Origin of the sequence: Novosphingobium olei, assembly GCF_012927405.1 — a bacterium.
GTDB lineage: Bacteria > Pseudomonadota > Alphaproteobacteria > Sphingomonadales > Sphingomonadaceae > Novosphingobium > Novosphingobium olei.
Map to the genome: position 1 here is coordinate 1 of NZ_JABBGM010000022.1, position 21,408 is coordinate 21,408.

Below are 21,408 nucleotides of genomic sequence, written 5' to 3' on the forward strand. Positions count from 1 at the left end.
GACCGACTGAAATATCACATGTGAATATCGGCCCGCGATCTGCTCCCCACCCGGGCGGCATCAAATCGGAACGGTGGGCGCGATCAGATCGGAATGGGGGGGCGGCATCGTCGGAATCCGCACAGATCGCTTCAGCTACCGCGTAAGAGGTGATGATCCAGGCCCCTTGCTCAAGCGTGATCCCGAGGCTGCCAGCGACATGCGGGATCGAGACATTGGCGATGGTCAGGTCGAGAATGACCATGAAATTGGCCAGCGCCAGCACCAGCCCGGCGGCCAATTGCCGCGACGGGGCAATGCCAGCGCTTTCGGGTTTGGCGCTACTCATCGTGCCTTACCTTCGAGAAACATCGATCTCGACTTCCATCGACAGCCCGACGCGCAAGGGATGTTTCCGTAGCTCGGCAGGATCGAGTTCGATCCGCACCGGGAGACGCTGGACAGTCTTGATCCAGTTGCCGGTGGCGTTCTGGGCCGGAATAACCGCCATTGACGATCCGGTTCCGCCAGCAAAGCCGGTGATCTTGCCATGATAAACAACGTCGCCACCGTAAAGGTCCGAGGTCAGAGTGACGGGCATGCCGATGCGGACGCGGCGCAGCTGGCTCTCCCTGAAGTTCGCATCGACATAGAGCTTGTCGACCGGGACGATGGTCATGATGATCTGTCCTGGGTTCAGTCGTTGCCCGACCTGAATTTGCAGACGGCTCACCACCCCCGAAACGGGCGCCCGGATTTCGGTGCGTTCAAGATCGAGCCGCGCCGAGTCGAGCCGCGCCGCGGCAGCTTGCACAGCGGGATCGGTGTCGATGTTTGAGCCGCGCACCAGTGCATCGTTGGCCGCGAACTGGCCCTGGGCAACGCGGCGGGCCGAACTGACCTCCGATATCCCACCGCGAGCGGCATCGAGTGCAGCGCTGGCGGTGGCAAAGGTCCTACGTGCTTGGGTGACTTCTTCGCCAGACACGGCTCCGCTGGCAACCAGTGTCTCGCGACGCTGAAGATCGATCCTGGCCTTGTCGAACTCGGCCTGGGCGCTGCGCAATCGCGCCTGCGCTTGGACAATAGCCGCGCTCGACGTGTCGATCTGCGCCGACAGGGCACCGTTGGTCGCAACCGCCTGACCGAAACGGCGGCGGGCAGCGGCGAGGTCGGCCTGGGCCTGCGCTACGGCAATCTTCGCATTGGCCTGGTCGAGCCGGACCAGCACGTCCCCTGCCTTCACCTGCTGCGTATCTTCTACTAGAACCTCGATCGCCGATCCCGCGACCAGCGGCGTGACCTGTGCGATCTGTGCATTCACATAGGCGTTATCGGTGCCGACATGGTTTCGCGTAACCAGCAGGTACCATGCAGCCCAGGCAAGACCCACCACTCCAAGAGCGATCGCCAGCCGCTTTAGCCACTTTCTGCGCGTTCCCTTGCGCGCAGCGGAGAGTTCGGGATCGATCGCTGGCAATTCGGTTGCTGGTCGGTCATTGGCCTGTCTGTCCTGTTGGCCGGGCGGCGGCGGTATCGAAGCCGCCACCCAACGCCCGGATCATCGCGAGCGTCGCGCCCCTTTCGTATGTCTCAAGCCCAATCACCACGAGCCGCAGGTCATGGACGCTGCGTTCGTTGGCGAGTACGTCGAGATAGCTGGAAAGGCCCGCCTCGTAGCGACGACGGACCAATGCCAGGGCGTCCTCGCTGGCGGTCAGCGCAGTTCGGGCAGCTGCAAGCCTCTTGTCCGCGGCGTCGCGCTGGGTGACAGCATCAGCGACCTGCTGAAAAGCGGTGACCACCGTCTGGTTGTAGTTCGCGACTGCCTCGTCATAGGCCGCCCAGGCGCCGCCGTATTGCGCCTTGAGGGCACCGCCCTGAAAGATTGGCAGGCTGATTGCGGGGCCGACGTTGCCGAACAGCGACCCGGAATCGACCAGATTGCCGAGCCCCAGCGCCTGCAAGCCGACCAGCGCCCTGAGGTTGATCGAAGGAAAGAAGCCGGCGCGCGCGACCTTTACCTTGCTTGCCGCCGCTTCGACCCGTTCGCGCGCCGCGACGATGTCGGGACGGCGGCCCAGCAGATCGGTATTGATGCCCGCCGGAACTCCAGAAGGAGTGGAGGGTGCAAGCGGCGGGCGGGTGATCGATTGACCGCGGTCCGGCCCGGCACCGACCAGCGCGGCAAGCTGGTTGCGGCGGAAACCGATGTTCTCGGAGATCGCGCCGCGAGGTCCTGTTCGGCGAGGGCGACTTCGGCATCGGCGCGGCGCAGGCTCGCCAGGTTGTCGAGCCCGCTGCCGTGGCGCTGGGCGACAAGGTCTCGCGTCGACCGGCGATTGGCGAGTATCGACGCAGCATTGTCGTATTCGCGGTAGAATCGGCCCAGTTCGGCATAGGCGGCGGTGATCGCGACCGACAGCACGAGCCGGGCTTGCGCGGCATCGACCACCGCCGCGCGGGCCTCCGAGGTTGCCGCTGCATGGGCGGCGCGGTTGCGCCCCACAGGTCTAGGTCGAATCCGAATGTCAGCGAGGCCTGACCGTAGTCTTTCCAGCCATCGGGCAGGAATTGCGCGGGGAGGCCGTTGTTACCGCTTTGACGCCGCAAGCCCCCTTCCGCCTCGGCACCAAGCGATGGCAGTCGTGCGGCTCCAGCCCTTTGCGCTTCGGATTCGGCCCGCTTGATCCGGGCTACGGCCACAGCGACCTGGGGCGAGTTGGCAAGACCTTCCTCGATCAGCGCGGTCAACTGCGGATCGCCGGCCAGACGCCACCATTGATCTGGCGGCCAGGCGGTGTTGCCGCGCGCGGCGAGTGTCTGCGATACCTCGATTGTATCGGGGGTGTGCATCGCGGGCCGAACCCCAGCATCGGGGACCGCAACGCAGGCGACCAGCATCAACGGCAGAGCGATGCCAGCCACGCGCATGGTATGGCTTGTCTTCGACTTGGGTTTTGGTTGCTCGGTAGATAGGGTCACGGCGCGTCGATAGCAGGTAGTAAAAATATTTACAATCTGTCTTGCAACAATAATGCTTTAAACGATCACGTAGATGCGCTATCAGATGTCGCATGTCTGACGCGGCGCAGCACGAACGGTTTGTTACCGAAGCGGATGAGTTGATATTCCTGATCGAGGAGGTTCCCCGCCGACTCAGGCGCATGTTTACGGTTTCGATGGCCGCGTTCGACATGACCACTCCGCAATGGCGGGCGCTGTCGTATATCATGCGCACGCCCGGCTTGAACCAGACCATGCTCGCGCGACAACTGGATCTCGAACGGGCTTCAGTGGGCCATATCGTCGATCAGCTCGAAGCGGCAGGCCTTGCTGAACGTCGCGCGGCCGGGGGAGACCGGCGGGTTTGGACCTTGCACCCCTTGCCGAAAGCAATCGAAATCCTCCCCTCGGTGCGTAAGGCCGCCGATCGACTATATCTGGAATTGCTCCGCAACGTCCCCCTTGAGGACATCGACCAAATGCGCTCCACGCTCTCCAGGATGGTAGCCAATATCAGTGGTCTAGACCCGGACTGAAGTCGGTTTGGGCTGGCAACAATGCCCGTTACATATTGTAGGCCCCGCGACCGCTGGCGACCAGCGTCCCGGCCTCGTCGTGAATGCGCACGTCGGCAACGCTTAGCGATTTCCCGGCCTTGATCAGCCGCCCTTCGGCATGAAGCGTCTGGCGGCTCGCTGCCCGATGGTAATCGACCCTCAGGTCGGCTGTGGATTTGCACATGTTTCCTGAGGCCAGGACTGCATAGAATCCCGTCAGATCGATCAACGAGGCGAGAATTCCACCGTGCATCGACGGGAGCGTGGGGTTGGAGATCATCTCGTCCCGCCATGGCATTTCGATCAGGATGTGCTCTGCGTCAGCTTCGACCATCCGCAAGTTCAGCCAGCGGTGAAACGGCGCGACCAGCAGGGCGCGGTTGAGCTCTTCCAGCGTCATGCAATCGTCTCCGGTTCGGACTGGCTTTCGAGGAATTCGATGATGGCCCTGCTGAACACGTCGTTGTCGTCGCCGACAACCATATGTCCAGCGCCCGAGACGTCGGTGAAGCGCGCGCCAGGCACCATCGCGCAGAACCGCTTCGCAGCCTCCATGGAAATCAGGTCGCTCGATCCGCCCCGCACCAGGTGGACCGGTAGCGAGAGGACGCTTGCCGCCGCCTGGGCTTGGGCATAGTCCTGTTCGCGCCGCCCGGTCATCCCGCTCAGAAAGCCGGGATCCCAATGCCAACGATAACGCTGGTCCGGGTCGAGACGGAGATAGCTCTTCAGGCCCTCGCTGGCGCCGCGCTTCTCGCGGTTCGGCATATAGTCCGCGATCGCCTCTGCGGCTTCGTCGTATGACGCGAAGCCGCGCTCCACATGGGCGTTCATGAAGCCGACAATTCGTGAAACACCCTCCGGGTCCATATCCGGAGTGACATCGACCAGCGTCAGCGACGCAAAGCTACCCGGTCGCACCGCCCCTTCCGCCACCAGCGCCGCCAATCCGCCAAGCGATGCGCCGATGACATGCGGCCGCTGGTTCAGCTTGTCGCAGACCGCGAGGATATCCTTGCCGAAATCGGCAAAGCGGTATCTACCGGGGGTGGCCCAGCCACTCTCGCCATGACCGCGCATGTCGATCGCCACCGAGCGATAGCCGTGCTCCGCCAATTGCTGCATCGTCTTGCGCCAGGTGCGCCGGGTTTGCCCTCCGCCATGCGCCAGTAATACGGACGGCCGACCATGACCATCGCCGACAAGGCTTGCCGCGATGGAGATGCCGCCGCTTCCGTCAAACGTCATGTGCATGGCGTCTTGCTCAGTGCTGAAGCTCGGGCAGATGCAGCACCAGCCCATCGAGTTCGGGGACCATCGGAATCTGGCACGCGAGGCGGCTGGTTTCGGTCGTTCCCTCGGCAAACTGGATCAGATCGCTCTCCATGCCGCCTTCTTCCGGCGGCCCGACCCGATCCATCCAGGCCTGATCGACATGGACATGGCACGTGGCGCAGGCACAGACCCCGCCGCAATCGCCATCGATCCCCGGTACACTGTTGAACAGGGCGGCTTCACGGGCGCTGAGGCCCTCGTCTATTTCAACCGACCGACGTGTGCCGTCGGCGGAAACAAAAGTTACGTTGATCATATGGAAGTTCCGTATTTGTAACGAGCCAAGCCTTCAGTGCGCGTGAAGTTTCACCGGCAGCCGGGTAATCCCGCGCACCAGATTGGACAGCAGCCGCTCCGGCTCGCCAACAACTTCGACGAAGCGAAAGCGCTTGAGGATCTCTTCCCAGATGATCCGCAGTTGCAATTCGGCCAGACGGTTGCCCATGCAGCGGTGGATGCCGAACCCGAAGGAGAGGTGGTGGCGCGGATTTTCGCGATCGATGATGAATTGGTCGGCCCGGTCGATCACGGTTTCGTCGCGGTTGCCCGAGAGATACCACATCACCACCTTGTCGCCTTTCCTGATCTGCTTTCCGCCAATTTCGGCGTCTTCCAGCGCGGTACGGCGCATGTGCGTCAGCGGGGTCTGCCAGCGGATGATCTCGGGAATCATGCTGGAAACGAGCGCCGGATTGTCCCGCAATTTCTGATATTCGCCCGGGTTCTGGTTGAGCGCCAGGACCCCGCCACTGATCGAATTGCGGGTGGTGTCGTTGCCGCCGACAATCAGCAGCAGCAGGTTGCCGAGAAATTCGAGGAACGGCATGTCGCGGGTTGCGGGCGAATGCGCCATCATCGAGATCAGGTCATTGCCGCCGGGCTTGTCGATCCGTTCGTCCCACAGGCCCTTGAAATACATCGCACACTGGATGAGTTCCTCGCGGCGCTGTTCGAACGATTCGACGATGCCGGTTTCCGGTGACGCGGTGGTGACGTCCGACCAGCGGGTCAGCTTGGCGCGCTCGTCCCAGGGGAAATCGAAGATCGTCGCAAGCGTCATGGTGGTAAGTTCGACCGACACCAGCTTTACCCAGTCGATCTCCTCGCCGACCGGCAGCGAATCGAGGATCGCGCCCGCCCGTTCGCGGATGATCGGCTCAAGCAGAAGCAGGTTCGATGGTGCAACCACCGGGCTTACCGCCTTGCGCTGCTGGTCGTGCTTGGGCTGATCCATCGCGATGAACATTTCGAGCTCGAGCGCGCCCTCGACGCTGTGCATGTCCTGGACCGAAATCCCACCGAGCTTGGCTTCCGACGAGAAGACCTTGTGGTTGGTGTCGACCGCTATGATGTCGTTGAACTTGGTCACCGACCAATAGGGCCCGAACCGGCTTTCTGCACAGTAGTGGACCGGATCCTCGCGCCGAAGCCGGGTGAAATATTCCCCCACGGTGTCATTCTGGAAGAGGTAGGGATTGGCGACATTGATCTCGTGCAGCGGGATCGAATCGACGGAAGCGTAGAGGACTTTTTCCTGAGTTGCCGAAGTTGCCATGGAACAGACCTTTCTCAATGGCGTCACCTAGGGCCGAAAGGGCCATTCTGTCAATAAAGATTATCAGCTTTAATCCGCCAACTCGGGGAGGTGCCAGGTCGGGATCGCTTACGATTACCGAAATGCCGAGTTTTCGGCAGGTTTCAGGGCGCCAACGTTTTTCCGCAGGAGATGCTAGACACGGTGATCGATTAATGCTTATACGTTTTTATGGCTTCTGTTCCACATCGATCTCCGGACGACAACGCGGTGCCCGCAGGCAAGGCAAAGCGCGCCTTGCAGGTCGCGCAGGCCATCGTGTCCGATATCCAGCTCAACGCCCGTGAGGCCGGAGACCGCCTCCCGCAAGAGGAGGATATGCTGGCGCGTTACGAAGTCGCGCGCGCAACCTTGCGCGAGGCGCTCAGGTTTCTTGAGCTGCAGGGGGTGATCCAGTTGCAACTGGGCCGCGGCGGCGGACCGGTTGTGTCGCGGCCGCAGACGCGCGATTTTGCCAGCTCTCTGTCGCTCATCCTGCAATTCATGGATACCGATCTGCGGGCCCTGCTCGAACTGCGCGAAGCGATCGCGCCCGATATGGCGGCCAAGGCTGCGGCGCGGGCGACCAACGCAGATCTCGCCGCATTGAGCGATTGCTACGCCCAACTCGAACGCGACCGCGAAACCGCTGGGTTCGAGGAAACCAACCGGCGCTTTCACGATTTGCTGGGCTGGGCCAGCGGCAACCCGACCTTCGGATTGCTTACATCGGCACTGCATTTGCTGACCCGCGATCTTGCCATGGAATTGGGTTATTCCGCGCAGGAACGGGCCGGCCAATTGCGCTGCCTCGCGCGGGTACTGAACGCGGTGCGCCTGCGCGATGCCGATGGTGCACGCCGACACATGGAGCGGCTGGTCAAGGGATCGTCCGAATATCTCGCGGCTCGCAGCCCCGAGCTCGTTACGCAAAAGGTCAGATGGGGAGACCCAGGCTAGGCCGGCACTTCTGGAGAGGACGATGGCACTGAACAGCCGAATTTGCGGGATGCTCAAGATCGAGCATCCGATCCTGCTGGCCGGTATGGGCGGCGCGAGCGTGCCCCGGCTGGCCGCTGCGGTTTCCAACGCCGGTGGGCTAGGTGTGCTGGGCGCGGCGGCATGCTCGCCCGAACGCTTGCGCAGCTGGATTCGCGAGACCCGCGCGCTAACCGACAAGCCGTTCGGGGTCGATACCTTACTGCCCGCTTCTGTCCGCCGGGGCAAGGCACCTGAAACCGGGGCGGCTCCTACGGATCCGATGGCGGTGTTCGGCGAGTATCAACAATTCGCCCGCGATTTCATGGCACGTGAAGGACTGGGCGAAGTCGATTCCGCTGCGGCGATGCGCGCCGCCGCCGGGGCGGAAAGCGAAGGTGGTCCGCCGCTGTTCTCGAAGGAGTTCTTCGAAGCGCAGATGGAGGTGGTGATCGAGGAAAAGGTGCCCGTCTATGCGGCCGGACTGGGCAATCCCGGACCGTGGATGGATCGCCTGCACGCCAACGGCACGATCGTGATGGCGGTGGTGGGCAAGGTCAAACACGCCTTGCAGGTGGTAGAGTCCGGGATCGATATGATCGTCGCCCAGGGTCACGATGGCGGCGGCCACAATTCGCCGATCGGGACGATTTCGCTGATTCCCCAGGTGGTCGACGCCGTGGGGGACCGGGTCCCGGTGCTGGGTGCCGGCGGCATCAGCGACGGGCGCGGAGTGGCAGCGGTCTTCATGCTCGGTGCCGAGGGTGCCTGGGTGGGAACGGCCTTCCTCGCGACCGAAGAAGCCGGAATCGAGGATTTCCAGAAGCAAGCCATTGCCGAGGGCGGTGACGGCGACACGGTGGTCAGTCGCTCGATCACCGGCAAGCCAGCCCGGATGATCGCCAACAAATGGGCCAGTGCATGGATCGAAGCGGGCAAGGAGCCGCTGCCCATGCCTTACCAGTCGATGATTGCTGGCCCGGTCATGGCGGCGGCGATCCGCGACAAGCGGATGGATGTGCTTCCCGGGTTTGCGGGACAGGGCATCGGTTTGATCAAGTCGGTTCGCCCCGCCGCCGCGGTGATGCGCGATCTGGTGGCCGACGCCGAAAAGGCCTTGGCCGGAGCCAAGCGATTTGGGTGAGGAAGCCGCATCGAAATGGCAAGCGAGGCGAAGATGAAGGGACAGGAACTGAAGCGCCGCATCCGCCCAGGAGAAGCGCTCTCGGCGGTAAAGGTTCTACTCCGCGACAAGGAAGATACCGCACAGGTATTCAGGATTGTCGAGGCCTTGGCTGGAAACAGCTATTATCGCCATTTCAGGCGGTTTGCGGGATCCGAAGGCGGGAGGCGCATCCTGGCCAGCCGGAGCAATCTGCTCGATCGCCTGCGCGACCGCGAACGGTTGGCGCGCTGCCCGAAGGGGAGCCTGGGACAGCAATATCTGGCCTTTGTCTATGGCGAAGGCCTGAGCGCTGAAGGGCTGGTTGAGGCGAGCGAGGAGGGTGGTGTCCGGACCTTTGTCGATCCCGATGTCGCCCTGTTCCGCAACCGGATGAGGGATTCGCACGATCTCTATCACGTTGTCACCGGTTACGGGCGAGATGGGCTGGGCGAAATTTGCGTGCTGACCTTTGGCAACGCCCAGTTCCACAACCACGGCATCGGCTTTCTGCTGCTGCTCGGACTGCTCAAATCAAGACGTGAGCATCCCGGATTACCGGTACTGGGCCCGATGATCGAGGCTTGGCGGCGCGGGCGTGCGGCCAAGAACTTTCCCGAAATACAGTGGGAAGAACTGCTGGATCGTCCGCTCGAAGAGGTTCGCGCGTCGCTCAGTTTGGCTCCCGCGCCGCGATACAGAAGGGCCGAACCCGAGTCCAAACGGATCGAGGTCGAATTCCAGGTCCGCCGCGAACTCGCCATGCAACGACAAAGAGACCTGGAACCGGCATGACCTTTTCCGACAAGACAGCTATCACCGGGGTTGGCGAGACTGATTTCGTCAAGGGCACTGAACGCACCGCCGTCGACATGATGCTGGAGGCTGCGCGCAAGGCGATTGCCGATGCCGGGCTCAAGCCTTCGGACATCGACGGCATGGTGCCGCCGCCGATCTATACCACCAGCGAGGAGCTGGCCGCCAATCTCGGGATCGACGTGCTGCGCTATGCGGCGACGGTGCACATGGGCGGCGCCAGCCCGACCACCGCGCTGCAGAACGCCGCGATGGCGATATCCGCCGGGCTGTGCGATCACGTGCTGGTCACGCTGGGTTGGAACGGCTTTTCGGCGCTGCGGCCCAAACCGGGCGCGCCGCCGACCCGGTCGATGAACATGAACACCCTGACAAACACCATCCAGGGGTACTACATTCCTTACGGCGTATTCCTGCCGGTGCAGATGTACGCCTGGCTGGCGATGCGGCATTCGCAGCTTTATGGGGTGGGGCCGGAAGCAACCGCCGCCATCGCCCTGGCTTGCCGCAAGCACGCCCAGCTCAATCCCAAGGCGTTCACCTACGGGAAGCCGCTGGACCGTGAGACCTATCATGCGGCGCGGTGGATTTCGGAACCGTTCCGGCTTTACGATTGCTGTCTCGAAACCGACGGGGCCTGTGCGGTGGTGGTCTCACGGCTCGATCGCGCGCGCGACCTGCGGCACGTTCCGGTGACGATCGCGGGCGCTGCCGAAGGCCATCCTTATCCCGCCGATGATATTCCGTCCCGGCCCGATCCGTTCAAGATCGGCCTGTCCTATGCCGCGCCCAAGGCTTTCGAGATGGCCGGGGTGTCGCGTAGCAACATGGATTTCCTCCAGGTCTACGATTGCTTTACCTACGTGGTGCTGCTCCAGCTTGAGGCGATGGGCTATTGCGAGCCGGGCGGCGCGCTCGATTTCGTCAAGGATGGCCAGATCGAGCTTGGCGGGAACTTTCCGCTCAACACGCACGGCGGCCTGCTCAGCGAAGCCCACGTCTGGGGGCTCAACCACGTGGTCGAAGCGGTGCGCCAGCTGCGGCACGACTGCGGCGAGCGGCAGGTCGAAGGGGCGCAGACCGGGCTGGTCACCGGCTGGGGCGATCTGGGTGACGGCAGTGTTGCCATCTTGCGGAGGTTTGGCTGATGGACGAAGATCTTTCTCCCAAGGCGCGCGCCGCGGCCGCCGCTGCGCCGGCCAAGCCGCGGCCTCGCCCGCAAGACCCGGTCGAGCAGGAATTCTGGAAGCGGTGCCAGGATGGGCACCTCTACTTCCAGAAATGCGGGGGTTGCGGTTCGTGGCGGCACTTGCCGCGCTACATGTGCGCGCGTTGCGGCTCGCCTGACTTTGCGTGGGAACAAAGCTCGGGCAAGGGCACGGTGTTTTCGTGGACCGTGGTGCATCAGGCGCTGCACCCCGCCTTCGCGGCGGACATTCCCTATGTCGCCGCAGTGGTCGAGCTCGACGAGGGGGTCCGCATGGCCACGCGGCTGATCGATTGCCCGATCGACGCTGTCCGGCTCGACCTGCCGGTGGCACTCGCGTTCGAAACCATCGGGGAAGACTTTCGCTTGCCCGTCTTCCGGCCGGCCTGAAAGGACGCTGTGCAATGGACCTGAGTTATGGCCCCGAGTATGAGACGTTCCGCGAAGAGGTGCGCGACTTCATCGCCGTCAATCGCCATCTCGCACCAAAGAATGCCGGTCGTGCGGCCCGCCCGTCGAATGAAGGCGTGGCCTGGCAGAAGCTGCTGATCGAGCATGGCTACACCGCGCGCACCATTCCGCGCGAATACGGCGGGTTCGGGGCCGAGCCCGACATTCTCAAGTCCCGGATCATCGCCGAGGAGTTTGCGCGCGCCGGTGTGCCCGGCGGACTCGCCAACCAGGGCATTTCGATGCTGGTGCCGACCTTGCTCGAACTTGGCACCGAAGAGCAGAAGAGGCGCTGGATCGAACCGACTTTGGCCGGCGATGTGGTGTGGTGCCAGGGCTATTCCGAACCCGGATCGGGATCGGACCTCGCCAGTCTCAAGACCAGCGCCCGGGTTGAAGGCGGCGACTTCGTCGTCAACGGCCAGAAGATCTGGACCAGCACCGCCAAGGAAGCGGACATGATCTTCTGCCTGGTGCGGACCGAAGGGGACGCAGCCAAGCACCAGGGGATCAGCTATCTGATCTTCCCGATGACCACGCCGGGGATCGAAGTCCGCCCGCTCAGGACCATGACCGGCCATGCCGAATTCAACGAAACCTTCTTCACCGATGTGCGCGTGCCGGTCGATCAGATCGTCGGCCAGCGCGGGCAAGGCTGGTTCGTCGCCAACGCCACGCTCGGGCACGAACGCGGGATGCTGGGCGATCCCGACGCACTCGAAAACCGGCTGCTCGCGCTGATCGAACTGATGAAGGTGGAACAGGTCGGCGGTGCACGAGTGATCGACCTTCCGGCCCTTCGCGACCGGCTGGTGGCGCTCCAGGCCGAAGTCGCGGCGATGAAGTACAACGGGATGCGGATCCTATCGAACCAGATCAAGGGCGAGCCGGGCGGCATGGCCAAGCTGATCGTCAAGCTCCAGGCCTGCGAGCTGGCCCACCAGATTTCCGCTTTGGCGATCGACGCGCTGGGCGAATTGGGAATCCTCTACAACGGCAGCGCCCACGAGCGCGCAAACGGCAGCTGGCAATGGAACTACATGTTCCAGCTTGGCCTGATCATCGGCGGCGGAACCGCCCAGATCCAGAAGAACATCATTTCGGAGCGCGGCCTCAACATGCCGCGCGAGCCGCGCCTGGACCTGCCCAAAGGCCCGTCCGCGCAAGGAGGGCAGTGATGGATTTCGGACTTTCGCAGGAACAGCAGATGCTGGCAGAAAGCGTTACGCGGCTGCTGCGCGAACTCTCTCCGCTCGATCATGTCAGGCAAGTGGCCGAAGCCGGCAGCGCGGTTAGCGCGCAAAGCCAGGCCGCGCTGGCCGAATTGGGGCTACCCGGGCTGGTGGTGCCGGAGGCCCATGGCGGCCTTGGCATGGGACTGCTCGATGCAACGGTCGTTGCTACGGCGCTGGGGGAAGCGGTGGCGCCGGTGCCGTTCGCCGCTCGCAACGTGATGGCGCCGCTCGCGCTGATCGCGGCCGGATCCGAGGCGCAGCAGGCCCAATGGTTGCCGCGCATTGCAGCTGGCGAGGTGCGTTTCGGCGTCGGGGTGAATGAGCAGGTCTCCCGCCGCGATGGTTCGGGCGTGCGTTGCACCGGTGGCGCGCTGACTGGCACGGCGCTGTTCGTGCTCGATTGCGAGGAGGCCGATCACTTCATGATCGCCGACGAAGCCGGTCGGCTGCACATCGTATCGGCGCAGGCAGACGGGTTGGAGCTGATTGCCCTCAAGACGATCGACGCGACGCGCTCGGTCGGCGAACTGCGGCTTGCGTCGACCCCGGCGGAAGCCCTGGCCGACGACGGCGGTGCGGCGGCGCGGCGACTGATTGCCGCAGGCCGCATCCTGCTCGCGGCGGACAGCCTAGGTGCGGCGGATGCGATGATCGCCCAGGCGGTTGCCTATGCCGGGCAGCGCGAGCAGTTCGGGCGGGTGATCGGCAGCTTCCAGGCGGTCAAGCACATGTGCGCTGAAATGGCCGCGAAGAACGAGCCGTGCCGGTCGCTGGTGTGGTATGCGGCCCATGCGTTTGACGCGGTCCCAGCCGAAGCGGAACTGGTCGCTTGCCATGCCAAGTCGCACACCGGCGAAGTAGGCCGGTTTGTCGCCCGGACCGCAACCGAGGTGCACGGCGGCATGGGCTTCACCGACCTGTTAGGGCTGCATTACTGGTTCAAGCGGATCGGTTTCGACCGGCAGGTACTGGGCGGACCCGAAACGGTCCGGGAAGAGGCGGCGATACTGCAAGGCTGGACCGCAAGAGGGGTCTGACTAAGCGAGAGGACAGTTCCAATGGCAAAGTGGAATCTTGGCGACATACTGGACGCGATCGAGCCTGCCCTTCCCGCAGATACACCGGCCCTGATCCACGGCACGCGTGTCGTCACCTGGGCGGAAATGGGCGCGCGGTCGAACAATATCGCGCGCTTCCTTACGGCGAACGGCATTTTGCCCGGAACCAAGGTCGCGTTCTACATGCGCAACCGCCCTGAATACGGCGAACTGATGGCGGCTTGCTTCAAAGGCCGGTTCACCCATGTGAACATCAACTATCGCTACCGCCCCGAGGAGGTGTTCTACATCTTCGACGATTCCGACAGCGAGGCCATTTTCTACAGCGCCGAATTCCGCGATTGCATAGTCGAACTGAAGGACCGGCTGACCAAGGCCAAGCTTTTCGTCGAAATCGGCGATGCGGCGGCAAAGGCCCCGCTTGCGCTTGCCTATGAAGATCTCGCGGCATCGGGCGACGGTTCGCCGCTGGGGATCGAGCGGTCGCCGCACGATGAACTGTTCATCTACACCGGCGGGACGACCGGCATGCCCAAGGGTGTGGTCTGGCGCCACACCGATATGCGCGAAGCCCAGCTCGATGCGCAGCGCATGCTCGCGCCTGTGCCGGACAGCCTCGACGAAGCCGTCGCCATGATCCGCGCCGAAGGCCCGGGTCGGATGACTCTGCCAGCCTGCCCGATGATGCACGGGACGGGCTTCATCACGGCGATCGGGACGCTCGCCTCGGGTGGTTGCCTTGTCACGCTGGACAATCCCTCGCTCGACGCGGTCGAGTTGTGGGAAGCGGTCGAACGCAACAAGGTGCAGTCGATCGCGATCGTCGGCGATGCCTTCGCCAAACCGATGCTCAAAGCCCTCGATGATAACCCTGGCGGTTTCGATACCTCAAGCCTGATCACCATCGTCTCGTCGGGGGTGATGTGGAGCAAGGAGGTCAAGCAGGGCTTGATTGGGCATATTCCGCAAGTGGCCCTGATGGACAGCTTCGGCGCTTCGGAAGGGCTTGGTTTCGGGCGCTCGATTACGACTGCCGCCGGGACCACCGAGACGGCGAAGTTCACCATCGGCGGTTTCTGTGACGTGTTCGACGAGAACGACCAACTGGTCCGCCCAGGCACCGGCACACCGGGTTTTATCGCCCTCAAGGGGCCGATCCCACTGGCCTATTACAAGGATCCCGAAAAATCGGCACGGACTTTCAAGACCATCAACGGAGTCCGCTACTCGATCCCCGGGGACTGGTGCACGGTCGAGGCCGATGGCAGCCTGACCCTGCTCGGCCGGGGCAGCGTATGCATCAACACCGCTGGCGAAAAGGTCTATCCCGAAGAGGTCGAGGAAGTACTCAAGACTCATCCGGCTATCGAGGATGCGCTGGTCGTGGGGGTCGCCGATGAGAAGTGGGGCCAGGCGGTGACCGCAGTGGTTCACCTTACCGCGGGCGAGACGCTCGATGAACCGGCCGTCAAGGAGCATGTCCGCAGCAAACTGGCGGGCTACAAGACCCCCAAGGCCGTGTTCGCTACCGCGATGGCGTTGCGTGCGCCCAACGGCAAGGCCGACTACAAGGGCGCGGCAGACCTTGCCGCCAAGCTGAGCGCCGCCCAATGAGCGCACCCGATCCAGACTGCGACGCACTGATCATCGGGGCGGGATTCAGCGGAATCTATCTGCTCCACCGGCTGCGTCAGGCCGGGTTTCGCACAAGGTTGATCGACGCCGCCGCCGAACCCGGCGGGATCTGGTACTGGAACTGTTATCCCGGTGCCCGGGTCGATTCGCACGTGCCGATCTACGAATTCTCGCTGCCCGAGTTGTGGCGGGACTGGACCTGGAGCGAACGGTTTCCCGGCGGCGGAGAGCTGCGACGATATTTCCGCTACGTGTGCGAAAAGCTGGAGCTCTGGCCCGACATGGCCATGGGGACGCGGGTGTCTGGTGCCCGCTTCGATGCCGAAAGCGATGTCTGGCGTGTCGATACGGCGCAAGGCCAGCAGATCAGCGCCCGCTTCCTGCTGCCTTGTGCCGGTTTTGCCGCCAAATGCTATACTCCGGACATTGCCGGCCTGGAAACGTTTGCGGGTGAACGGCACCATACCGCGCATTGGCCTCAGGACGGCCTTCCGTTGGCCGGGAAGCGGGTGGCGATCATCGGCACCGGGGCGAGCGGCGTGCAAGTTGCGCAGGAAGCCGCGCGCGACGCCGCGCAGCTGACCCTGTTCCAGCGCACCCCGATCCTGGCTCTGCCGATGCAGCAGCAGCCGCTGAGCCTTGAGCAGCAAGCGCAGGAAAAGGCTGCCTATCCCACGATCTTTGCCAGACGGCAGACCTCGAACGGCGGCTTCGATGCCGATCGAATGGAAATCAGCGCGCTCGACGTCGATGCAGTCGAACGTATCGCAACTTTCGAACGTCTATGGCGAGCCGGCGGCCTGCGGTTCTGGTACAACAATTTCGCCGATCTGCTGACCGACGAACGCGCCAACCGCTTCGCCTACGATTTCTGGCGCGAGAAGGTCCGCGCGCGGATTGCCGATCCCTTGCTTCACGAGGCATTGGCGCCGATGGAACCTCCGCATCCCTTCGGCACGAAACGACCCTCGCTCGAACAGAACTATTACGAGATATTCGCACAGGACAATGTGTCGCTGGTCGATCTCAAGCGCGATCCGATCGAACGTGTGGTCCCCAGCGGTATCGAGACCGCAAGCGGCCTGATCGAATGCGACATCATCGTATTCGCCACGGGGTTCGATGCCGGCAGCGGCGGGCTGATCGACATGAATCTGCTCGGCACCGAAGGCTTTAACCTGGGTGACGCGTGGAAGGACGGGGTCCGCGCCTATCTGGGCAATTCCGTTTCCGGGTTCCCCAATATGCTGTTCCACTACGGCCCGCTGAGTCCATCCGGCTTTTCCAATGGTCCGACCGCGGCCGAGCTGCAGGGCGACTGGACGACTGATTTCCTGGCTCACCTGAGGAGCGAGGGGATAACACGGTTCGAGCCCGATCCGGCAGCGGAGCGCGAATGGACCGACATGGTCGAACAGATCGGTGCGATGACGCTCTTTCCCAAAGCCAAGTCCTGGTACATGGGCGATAACATTCCAGGCAAGAAGCGCCAGCTGATCAACTTCCCGAGCGTATCAACCTACGCCCAGATCTGTGCCGACGTTGCCGCAAATGGCTATCGCGGCTTCGGTCTCGTTTCTTGAACATTCTGATCGGAAAATACCTTGTCGAGTGACATAACGAACGGTCTTGGCGATATCGATCCGGAATGGGCACCGAACCCTGAAGAACTGCCCCGCTGGTTTGTCGATGCCCTTGCCGTTCCGCGCGAGGAAGGCTTCGTTGAGGTTGATGGCACGGGGATCCACTATTTCCGGTGGGGGCAGCGCGGTAAGCCACCCGTGCTGATGACTCACGGCTTCCTCGCCCACGCCCGCTGCTTTGCCTTCATCGCGCCATTCCTTGCGAACGATTACGACGTCGTAGCCTACGACCTGTCCGCAATGGGCGACAGCGCGGTGCGCGAAAATTGCGACATGGCCGCGCGCGGCCGGGAAATGATCGGAGTGGCGCGGGCGCTGGGCTTGTTCGATGCTGACCGGAAACCGGCGATCGTCGCGCACAGCTTCGGTGCCAGTGTCGCGCTGGAGGCGCTTGAACAATTGCCTGGCGGCTTTGCCGGTGCAGCCACTTGCGACATGATGACCCTGCGCCCCGCCATGCTCGAAGCATTCTGGGCAGGCGGCCACACCAGCCCGGGTTCAGGCAATCCCGACAAGCCGCAGCGCATCTACCCGGACTTTGCGACTGCCCGCAGCCGCTACAAGCTCTCGCCGCCGCAGCAAGTGGGGGAACCGTTCCTGATGGACTATATGGCCTATCATTCCTTGCGCCGGGTCGAAGGCGGCTGGAGCTGGAAGTTCTCGCCTGCGGTGTTCAATCGCGACAATTCGCGTGCCGATTGGCTAGCGATCGGCCCTAAACTGGTTTCGGCACCGGGGCGAAAGGCGATCGTGCATGGCGAGGAAAGCCTGTTGTTCACGCGAGACTCGCGGAATTTCGTGCACGAGCTTGGCGGAACCGACATCCCGATCATCGCGATACCCAATTCACGACACCATTTGATGCTGGATCAGCCCTTGGCATTTCTTGCCGCGATCCGATCGGTGCTAGGATGCTGGCTTTGGCCGCCCGGTTGATCGGCAGCTAGAAATCAACGTGAGTTCAAGATTCTAAAAAAGTGAGGAGGATTATATGTTGAGATCTAATGGTTTTCATTTGATCGCGTTGTCGGGATCATGCAGCCTATTAGCGATAGCGAGTCCTGCTCTGGCCCAGCAAACCGCCGGGGGTGAGGCAAATGTGAGCGAGCAGGTCGAGCAGCAAGCGCCGGGTGGAGAAATCGTGGTCACCGCAACCCGCCGTTCGGAAACCCTCTCCAAGGTTCCGCTGGCGGTTACCGCCGTTAATGCTCAATCGTTGCAGAATTCCGGCGCAAGCGATATTCGGCAACTTGGCCAGCTCGCACCTTCCTTGATGGTCTCTTCGACAGGAACCGAAGCTAACGGCTCGGCGCGCGTTCGCGGCGTGGGGACAGTCGGGGACAATCCGGGCCTTGAAAGTTCGGTCGCGGTATTCATTGATGGCGTCTACCGGTCTCGGTCCGGCGTTGCCTTGTCGGAACTTGGCGAGGTCGAGCGGATCGAAGTGCTGCGCGGACCGCAGGGCACACTGTTTGGCCGGAATGCGTCGGCTGGCTTGATTCATGTGATCAGCAAGAAGCCATCCTTCACCTTCGGAGCGAACGCCGAGGCCAGCTATGGCAATTATGATTATTGGCGCCTGGCTGGTTCGATAACCGGCCCTTTGACCGATACACTCGCGGCAAAGATTGAGGGCGTATACGCCAAGCGCGACGGCTTTTATGACGATGTGAACACAGGAACGACAGTTAACAACCGTGATCGCTATTTCGTGCGCGGGCAATTTCTGTTCGAACCGACGGATGCAACCAGCGTCAGGTTGATCGGCGATTACACGCACCGCGAAGAAGCATGTTGCGGAGCAGCATATATCGATGCGGCCTTCAATCCGCTGATCGGGGGCCTCAACGATCCGGCTCAGAACAACATCGTCAAGGTTCTGCTCGATCTCGGCCAACAGTCCCAGGCATTCAGCGATCCGTTCAGCCGAAAGATCTGGACATCCACCGCCCATCCGATGGGCGGGACCATCAACGATGGTGGCGTTTCGCTTGAGATCAATCACGATTTCGGCGCGGCAAAGCTCACCTCCATCACGGGCTATCGCGAGTTCAAGAGCGAACAGGAAGGTGATAGCGATTATTCCACGGTTGATCTGCTCTACAGGGCTCCTGGCTCTTTCCGGCAGTTCAAGACCTTCACCCAGGAATTGCGCCTTCAGGGTTCAGCCTTCGACGATAAGCTGGATTGGCTGGTTGGGGGCTATTTCGCGGACGAAAAGCTGAATGTCGACGATGCGCTGCGCTTTGGCAGCCAATACGGACGCTTCGCCGCCTGCCGGATCGTTTCGGGCGGAGGCCTCGCGGGCTTCTACGATCCTGCAAGCACCGGTTGCCTCAGTGCAACCGGCCGGACTGTCGTGGGAAGTTTTGGCGCTGACATTATCAATGGCTTTGATCGCCTCGATTCGATCCGCAACGTCGGTACGACGATGGATTCGTACCACCAGCATTCCAAGAATTATGCGATGTTCACGCACAACATCATCACACTTGCCGATGAATTGAAGTTGACGCTTGGCGCGCGTTACACGTGGGAAGACAAGAGCCTCGACGCCACCTTTGGCAACAACAACACGATTTGTCCGGCATTGCAGGGAACCTTGATCGATGATCTTTCCAGCGCCAACGCCACGGTTCGCACGCTAGCCGGATCGCTCCTCAGCCTGGGCTGCCAGGGGAACTCGACATCCGAGGTGAACAGGGTCTCGATCAACGGCAAGCGCAGTGAAAGTGAATTCACCTATACGGCGGGCCTCTCCTATCAGGTCCGCCCAGAGGTAATGATCTATGCCAACTATTCAAAGGGATACAAGGCGGGTGGATTCAATCTCGATCGATCTGCCCTTAAGTCGCCAATCATGCCATTTGCGGCAGGTGGCGGCGCGCAGGCCTATGTCCACAACCTCATGTTCGATCCGGAATATGTCAAAGCCTATGAGGTGGGTCTGAAGTACAGCTCGCGGGAATTCAGCCTGTCCGTGACAGGATTTCGGCAGGAGTTCAGCAACTTCCAGTTGAACACTTTCGCCGGCGCGGTTTACATCGTTCAAACGGTCAACGGTTGCAAGGCTAGCCTGGGCGGTGCGGACAGGGACGCTGATCCAGCTACCGGCTCCTGTGCTTCCGGCGATGTTGGCTACGGTGTCCTCAGCCAGGGTGTGGAGATCGAGGGTTCCTTGCGCCCTGTGCGCAATCTGACCTTTAACCTTGGTGTCACTTACGCCAGCACAAAATACCGCGACAACCTGGTCGGAAACAGCCAAGGTGCTCCGCTTGACCCGGCATTGCGCGTGCTGCCTGGCAAGCAGATCTCGAATTCCGCACCGTGGGTGGTCACCAGTTCGGCCTCCTGGACACCCGAAATCGGCAGTTCGGGATTGCATGCGCTGTTTTACGTCGATGCCCGGCTCAGCTCGGATTATAATACAGGGTCGGACCTCTATCCGCAAAAGAGTCAAGATAGCTTCGTGGTCGTCAATGGACGCATTGGTTTGCGTGGTCAGGATGAGCGTTGGGGAGTGGAGTTCTGGGTCCAGAATCTCTTCAACCAGGACTACACTCAGGTAACCTTCAACACGCCTTATCAGGCAGGCGGAAGTTCAGCCAGTTACGGCTATCCCCAGTTTCCGGGCGGACGGCAAATCTTCTCGTCATTCCTCGCCGAGCCACGTACCTACGGTGTCACGGTGCGCGGCAAGTTCTGATTAGTCATCATCAGCTTCCGGGATGCTTCATTGTGTCCCGGAGGCTGCCTTGACTTGGCGTTATTAGTTTTTCAACGCTGATTAGTAATAGCTATCCGACAACTTCGACTACGGAACCATAACCGGCATTATCGGGAATCACGAGGAGACGTTTGCCATCGCGTTCTTCCAGCGCGGGGATAACGGTAACCAAGGTTCGCTCCTCCGCGCGCTTGATACAATCCGCCGCATCATTGGCTTCGGCCAGCAGTTGCACGTTCATCCGAGTCGGGAAGATAACCGTGCGCTCGCCGCATTTGGCCAGGCGCAAGACATCGCTTGGTGAGATCCATTCGGCATCGACGGTCTCGTGCCCATCGCAGGCAGCGACCTGGTTGGCGGGGGCGTGGACCACATAGAAAAAGGTGTCGAACCGCTTTGGCATGATCAGCGGCGTGATCCAACGGGCAAAAATGCTGAGCGCATCAAGCCGCAAAAGCACACCCAATTCACGCACCACGTCGATGAAGGCAATTTCGCCACGTTCGACGGAGGCACGCACATCTGGATCAGAAGCGGCCTCGAACAGGTCGCTGCCAGGATAGCGCGCCAGCAGAATGCCGGCCTCTTCGAAGACCTCACGGATTGCAGCTATGCGAAGGGAACGCTGAACAACGTCAAACTGATCCCATCCAGCGCAATGCTCCACCCAGGCCGGGTTCGAATCGCCTCGATGTAACTTTCCGCCGGGAAAAACGAGCGCACCGGAGGCAAAATCGACTTGCTGGTGGCGTCTAACCATCAGCACCTGGAATTCGGGATCATCGCGCAGCAACATGATCGTTGCTGCCGGTTTGGGCTCATGTGCTCCTTTATCATGGCGCATCTCGTCTTTCCTTTTGCTATCTAGCCAGCCAGTTTAATCATGCCGTTTGCGCCATGCAAACGCCAGCTTTAGAACCTAGCCTGTTGAGTAGCGCTGAGAATTGACCCGGGAGGGCCAGAAATTATCACTGAGAATTGACCCATGCTTTCCTCGCCTCCGGCTGACAGTCGGGAGGCATCGGAGTGATCGACATGGACCTACTC

General features: G+C 61.9%; 19 protein-coding genes and 2 pseudogenes. 12 read left to right on the plus strand and 9 right to left on the minus strand.

All coding sequences use genetic code 11. The features are described from left to right. From HHL27_RS22615 to HHL27_RS22625, 4 genes and pseudogenes are all read right to left on the minus strand, one after another. A pseudogene (locus HHL27_RS22615) lies at positions 1-328 on the minus strand (hypothetical protein); the annotation flags it as partial. A gap of 6 nt (positions 329-334) precedes the next feature. Then, positions 335-1,459, minus strand: coding sequence for an EmrA/EmrK family multidrug efflux transporter periplasmic adaptor subunit (locus HHL27_RS21460; RefSeq protein ID WP_169495420.1), 1,125 nt, complete (start codon positions 1,457-1,459; stop codon positions 335-337). Between the two features lie 16 nt (positions 1,460-1,475). Beyond that, a complete protein-coding gene (locus HHL27_RS22620) occupies positions 1,476-2,363 on the minus strand; it encodes an efflux transporter outer membrane subunit (protein ID WP_338114983.1) in 888 nt (295 codons plus the stop codon). 172 nt (positions 2,364-2,535) lie between these two features. Then, positions 2,536-2,913: pseudogene (locus tag HHL27_RS22625) on the minus strand (multidrug transporter); the annotation flags it as partial. 143 nt (positions 2,914-3,056) lie between these two features. Here HHL27_RS22625 and HHL27_RS21470 point away from each other — a divergent pair. Next, entirely contained in the window at positions 3,057-3,521 is a 465-nt protein-coding gene (locus tag HHL27_RS21470; protein WP_169495421.1) for a MarR family winged helix-turn-helix transcriptional regulator, read from the plus strand. A 28-nt stretch (positions 3,522-3,549) separates the two neighbouring features. Here HHL27_RS21470 and HHL27_RS21475 read toward each other — a convergent pair whose 3' ends face one another. The 4 genes from HHL27_RS21475 to HHL27_RS21490 are packed head-to-tail and all read right to left on the minus strand — an operon-like array spanning position 3,550 to position 6,432. Next, positions 3,550-3,942: a PaaI family thioesterase gene (locus HHL27_RS21475; protein ID WP_169495422.1), complete on the minus strand. Its 393-nt coding sequence runs from the start codon at positions 3,940-3,942 to the stop codon at positions 3,550-3,552. Next, on the minus strand, positions 3,939-4,790 hold the full coding sequence (locus tag HHL27_RS21480) for an alpha/beta fold hydrolase (RefSeq protein WP_240960223.1): 852 nt from the start codon (positions 4,788-4,790) through the stop codon (positions 3,939-3,941). The genes HHL27_RS21475 and HHL27_RS21480 overlap by 4 nt, the downstream gene beginning before the upstream one ends. A 16-nt stretch (positions 4,791-4,806) precedes the next feature. Beyond that, complete coding sequence (locus HHL27_RS21485) at positions 4,807-5,133, minus strand: 2Fe-2S iron-sulfur cluster-binding protein (protein ID WP_100868275.1); 327 nt, start codon at positions 5,131-5,133, stop codon at positions 4,807-4,809. A 33-nt stretch (positions 5,134-5,166) separates the two neighbouring features. Further along, positions 5,167-6,432 carry a cytochrome P450 gene (locus HHL27_RS21490; RefSeq protein WP_169495424.1) on the minus strand — a complete coding sequence of 422 codons (1,266 nt, stop codon included), beginning with the start codon at positions 6,430-6,432 and terminating at the stop codon, positions 5,167-5,169. Positions 6,433-6,708: 276 nt separating this feature from the next. Between HHL27_RS21490 and HHL27_RS21495 the strand changes: the two genes are divergently transcribed. Genes HHL27_RS21495 through HHL27_RS21545 form a run of 11 tightly spaced genes read left to right on the plus strand, consistent with a single transcriptional unit; the run spans position 6,709 to position 20,340 of the window. Continuing rightward, entirely contained in the window at positions 6,709-7,410 is a 702-nt protein-coding gene (locus HHL27_RS21495) for a FadR/GntR family transcriptional regulator (RefSeq protein ID WP_240960230.1), read from the plus strand. A gap of 22 nt (positions 7,411-7,432) precedes the next feature. Further along, a complete protein-coding gene (locus tag HHL27_RS21500; protein ID WP_169495426.1) occupies positions 7,433-8,572 on the plus strand; it encodes an NAD(P)H-dependent flavin oxidoreductase in 1,140 nt (379 codons plus the stop codon). A 15-nt stretch (positions 8,573-8,587) separates the two neighbouring features. Then, positions 8,588-9,385, plus strand: coding sequence for a Coq4 family protein (locus HHL27_RS21505; protein WP_240960231.1), 798 nt, complete (start codon positions 8,588-8,590; stop codon positions 9,383-9,385). Then, on the plus strand, positions 9,382-10,554 hold the full coding sequence (locus HHL27_RS21510; RefSeq protein WP_169495427.1) for a thiolase C-terminal domain-containing protein: 1,173 nt from the start codon (positions 9,382-9,384) through the stop codon (positions 10,552-10,554). The genes HHL27_RS21505 and HHL27_RS21510 overlap by 4 nt, the downstream gene beginning before the upstream one ends. Beyond that, positions 10,554-11,003, plus strand: a complete 450-nt coding sequence (locus tag HHL27_RS21515; protein ID WP_206379278.1) for a Zn-ribbon domain-containing OB-fold protein — start codon at positions 10,554-10,556, stop codon at positions 11,001-11,003. The genes HHL27_RS21510 and HHL27_RS21515 overlap by 1 nt, the downstream gene beginning before the upstream one ends. A 14-nt stretch (positions 11,004-11,017) precedes the next feature. Next, entirely contained in the window at positions 11,018-12,241 is a 1,224-nt protein-coding gene (locus HHL27_RS21520) for an acyl-CoA dehydrogenase family protein (RefSeq protein ID WP_169495428.1), read from the plus strand. After that, positions 12,241-13,335 (plus strand): acyl-CoA dehydrogenase family protein, encoded by a 1,095-nt coding sequence (locus HHL27_RS21525; protein WP_169495429.1) that lies wholly within the window; start codon positions 12,241-12,243, stop codon positions 13,333-13,335. Before HHL27_RS21520 ends, HHL27_RS21525 begins: the two co-directional genes overlap by 1 nt. A 21-nt stretch (positions 13,336-13,356) precedes the next feature. Beyond that, positions 13,357-14,970, plus strand: a complete 1,614-nt coding sequence (locus HHL27_RS21530) for an acyl-CoA synthetase (protein WP_169495430.1) — start codon at positions 13,357-13,359, stop codon at positions 14,968-14,970. Further along, a complete protein-coding gene (locus HHL27_RS21535; RefSeq protein ID WP_169495431.1) occupies positions 14,967-16,574 on the plus strand; it encodes a flavin-containing monooxygenase in 1,608 nt (535 codons plus the stop codon). The genes HHL27_RS21530 and HHL27_RS21535 overlap by 4 nt, the downstream gene beginning before the upstream one ends. A 21-nt stretch (positions 16,575-16,595) precedes the next feature. Continuing rightward, positions 16,596-17,570 carry an alpha/beta fold hydrolase gene (locus tag HHL27_RS21540; RefSeq protein ID WP_169495432.1) on the plus strand — a complete coding sequence of 325 codons (975 nt, stop codon included), beginning with the start codon at positions 16,596-16,598 and terminating at the stop codon, positions 17,568-17,570. A 55-nt stretch (positions 17,571-17,625) separates the two neighbouring features. Further along, positions 17,626-20,340 carry a TonB-dependent receptor gene (locus HHL27_RS21545; protein ID WP_169495433.1) on the plus strand — a complete coding sequence of 905 codons (2,715 nt, stop codon included), beginning with the start codon at positions 17,626-17,628 and terminating at the stop codon, positions 20,338-20,340. Positions 20,341-20,431: 91 nt separating this feature from the next. On the opposite strand, the gene HHL27_RS21550 is transcribed toward HHL27_RS21545, so the two are convergent. Then, positions 20,432-21,205 (minus strand): NUDIX hydrolase, encoded by a 774-nt coding sequence (locus HHL27_RS21550; protein ID WP_169495434.1) that lies wholly within the window; start codon positions 21,203-21,205, stop codon positions 20,432-20,434. Positions 21,206-21,408 lie beyond the last annotated feature (203 nt).

Excerpts from the sequence above, each read along its gene's own strand:
- HHL27_RS21485 (WP_100868275.1), bottom strand. The coding sequence starts at position 5,133 with ATGATCAACGTAACTTTTGTTTCCGCCGACGGCACACGTCGGTCGGTT.
- HHL27_RS21470 (WP_169495421.1), top strand. The coding sequence starts at position 3,057 with ATGTCTGACGCGGCGCAGCACGAACGGTTTGTTACCGAAGCGGATGAG.
- HHL27_RS21475 (WP_169495422.1), bottom strand. The coding sequence starts at position 3,942 with ATGACGCTGGAAGAGCTCAACCGCGCCCTGCTGGTCGCGCCGTTTCAC.
- HHL27_RS21515 (WP_206379278.1), top strand. The coding sequence starts at position 10,554 with ATGGACGAAGATCTTTCTCCCAAGGCGCGCGCCGCGGCCGCCGCTGCG.
- HHL27_RS21480 (WP_240960223.1), bottom strand. The coding sequence starts at position 4,790 with ATGACGTTTGACGGAAGCGGCGGCATCTCCATCGCGGCAAGCCTTGTC.
- HHL27_RS21505 (WP_240960231.1), top strand. The coding sequence starts at position 8,588 with ATGGCAAGCGAGGCGAAGATGAAGGGACAGGAACTGAAGCGCCGCATC.
- HHL27_RS21490 (WP_169495424.1), bottom strand. The coding sequence starts at position 6,432 with ATGGCAACTTCGGCAACTCAGGAAAAAGTCCTCTACGCTTCCGTCGAT.
- HHL27_RS21545 (WP_169495433.1), top strand. The coding sequence starts at position 17,626 with ATGTTGAGATCTAATGGTTTTCATTTGATCGCGTTGTCGGGATCATGC.
- HHL27_RS21535 (WP_169495431.1), top strand. The coding sequence starts at position 14,967 with ATGAGCGCACCCGATCCAGACTGCGACGCACTGATCATCGGGGCGGGA.
- HHL27_RS21525 (WP_169495429.1), top strand. The coding sequence starts at position 12,241 with ATGGATTTCGGACTTTCGCAGGAACAGCAGATGCTGGCAGAAAGCGTT.
- HHL27_RS21500 (WP_169495426.1), top strand. The coding sequence starts at position 7,433 with ATGGCACTGAACAGCCGAATTTGCGGGATGCTCAAGATCGAGCATCCG.
- HHL27_RS21530 (WP_169495430.1), top strand. The coding sequence starts at position 13,357 with ATGGCAAAGTGGAATCTTGGCGACATACTGGACGCGATCGAGCCTGCC.
- HHL27_RS21510 (WP_169495427.1), top strand. The coding sequence starts at position 9,382 with ATGACCTTTTCCGACAAGACAGCTATCACCGGGGTTGGCGAGACTGAT.
- HHL27_RS21520 (WP_169495428.1), top strand. The coding sequence starts at position 11,018 with ATGGACCTGAGTTATGGCCCCGAGTATGAGACGTTCCGCGAAGAGGTG.
- HHL27_RS21550 (WP_169495434.1), bottom strand. The coding sequence starts at position 21,205 with ATGCGCCATGATAAAGGAGCACATGAGCCCAAACCGGCAGCAACGATC.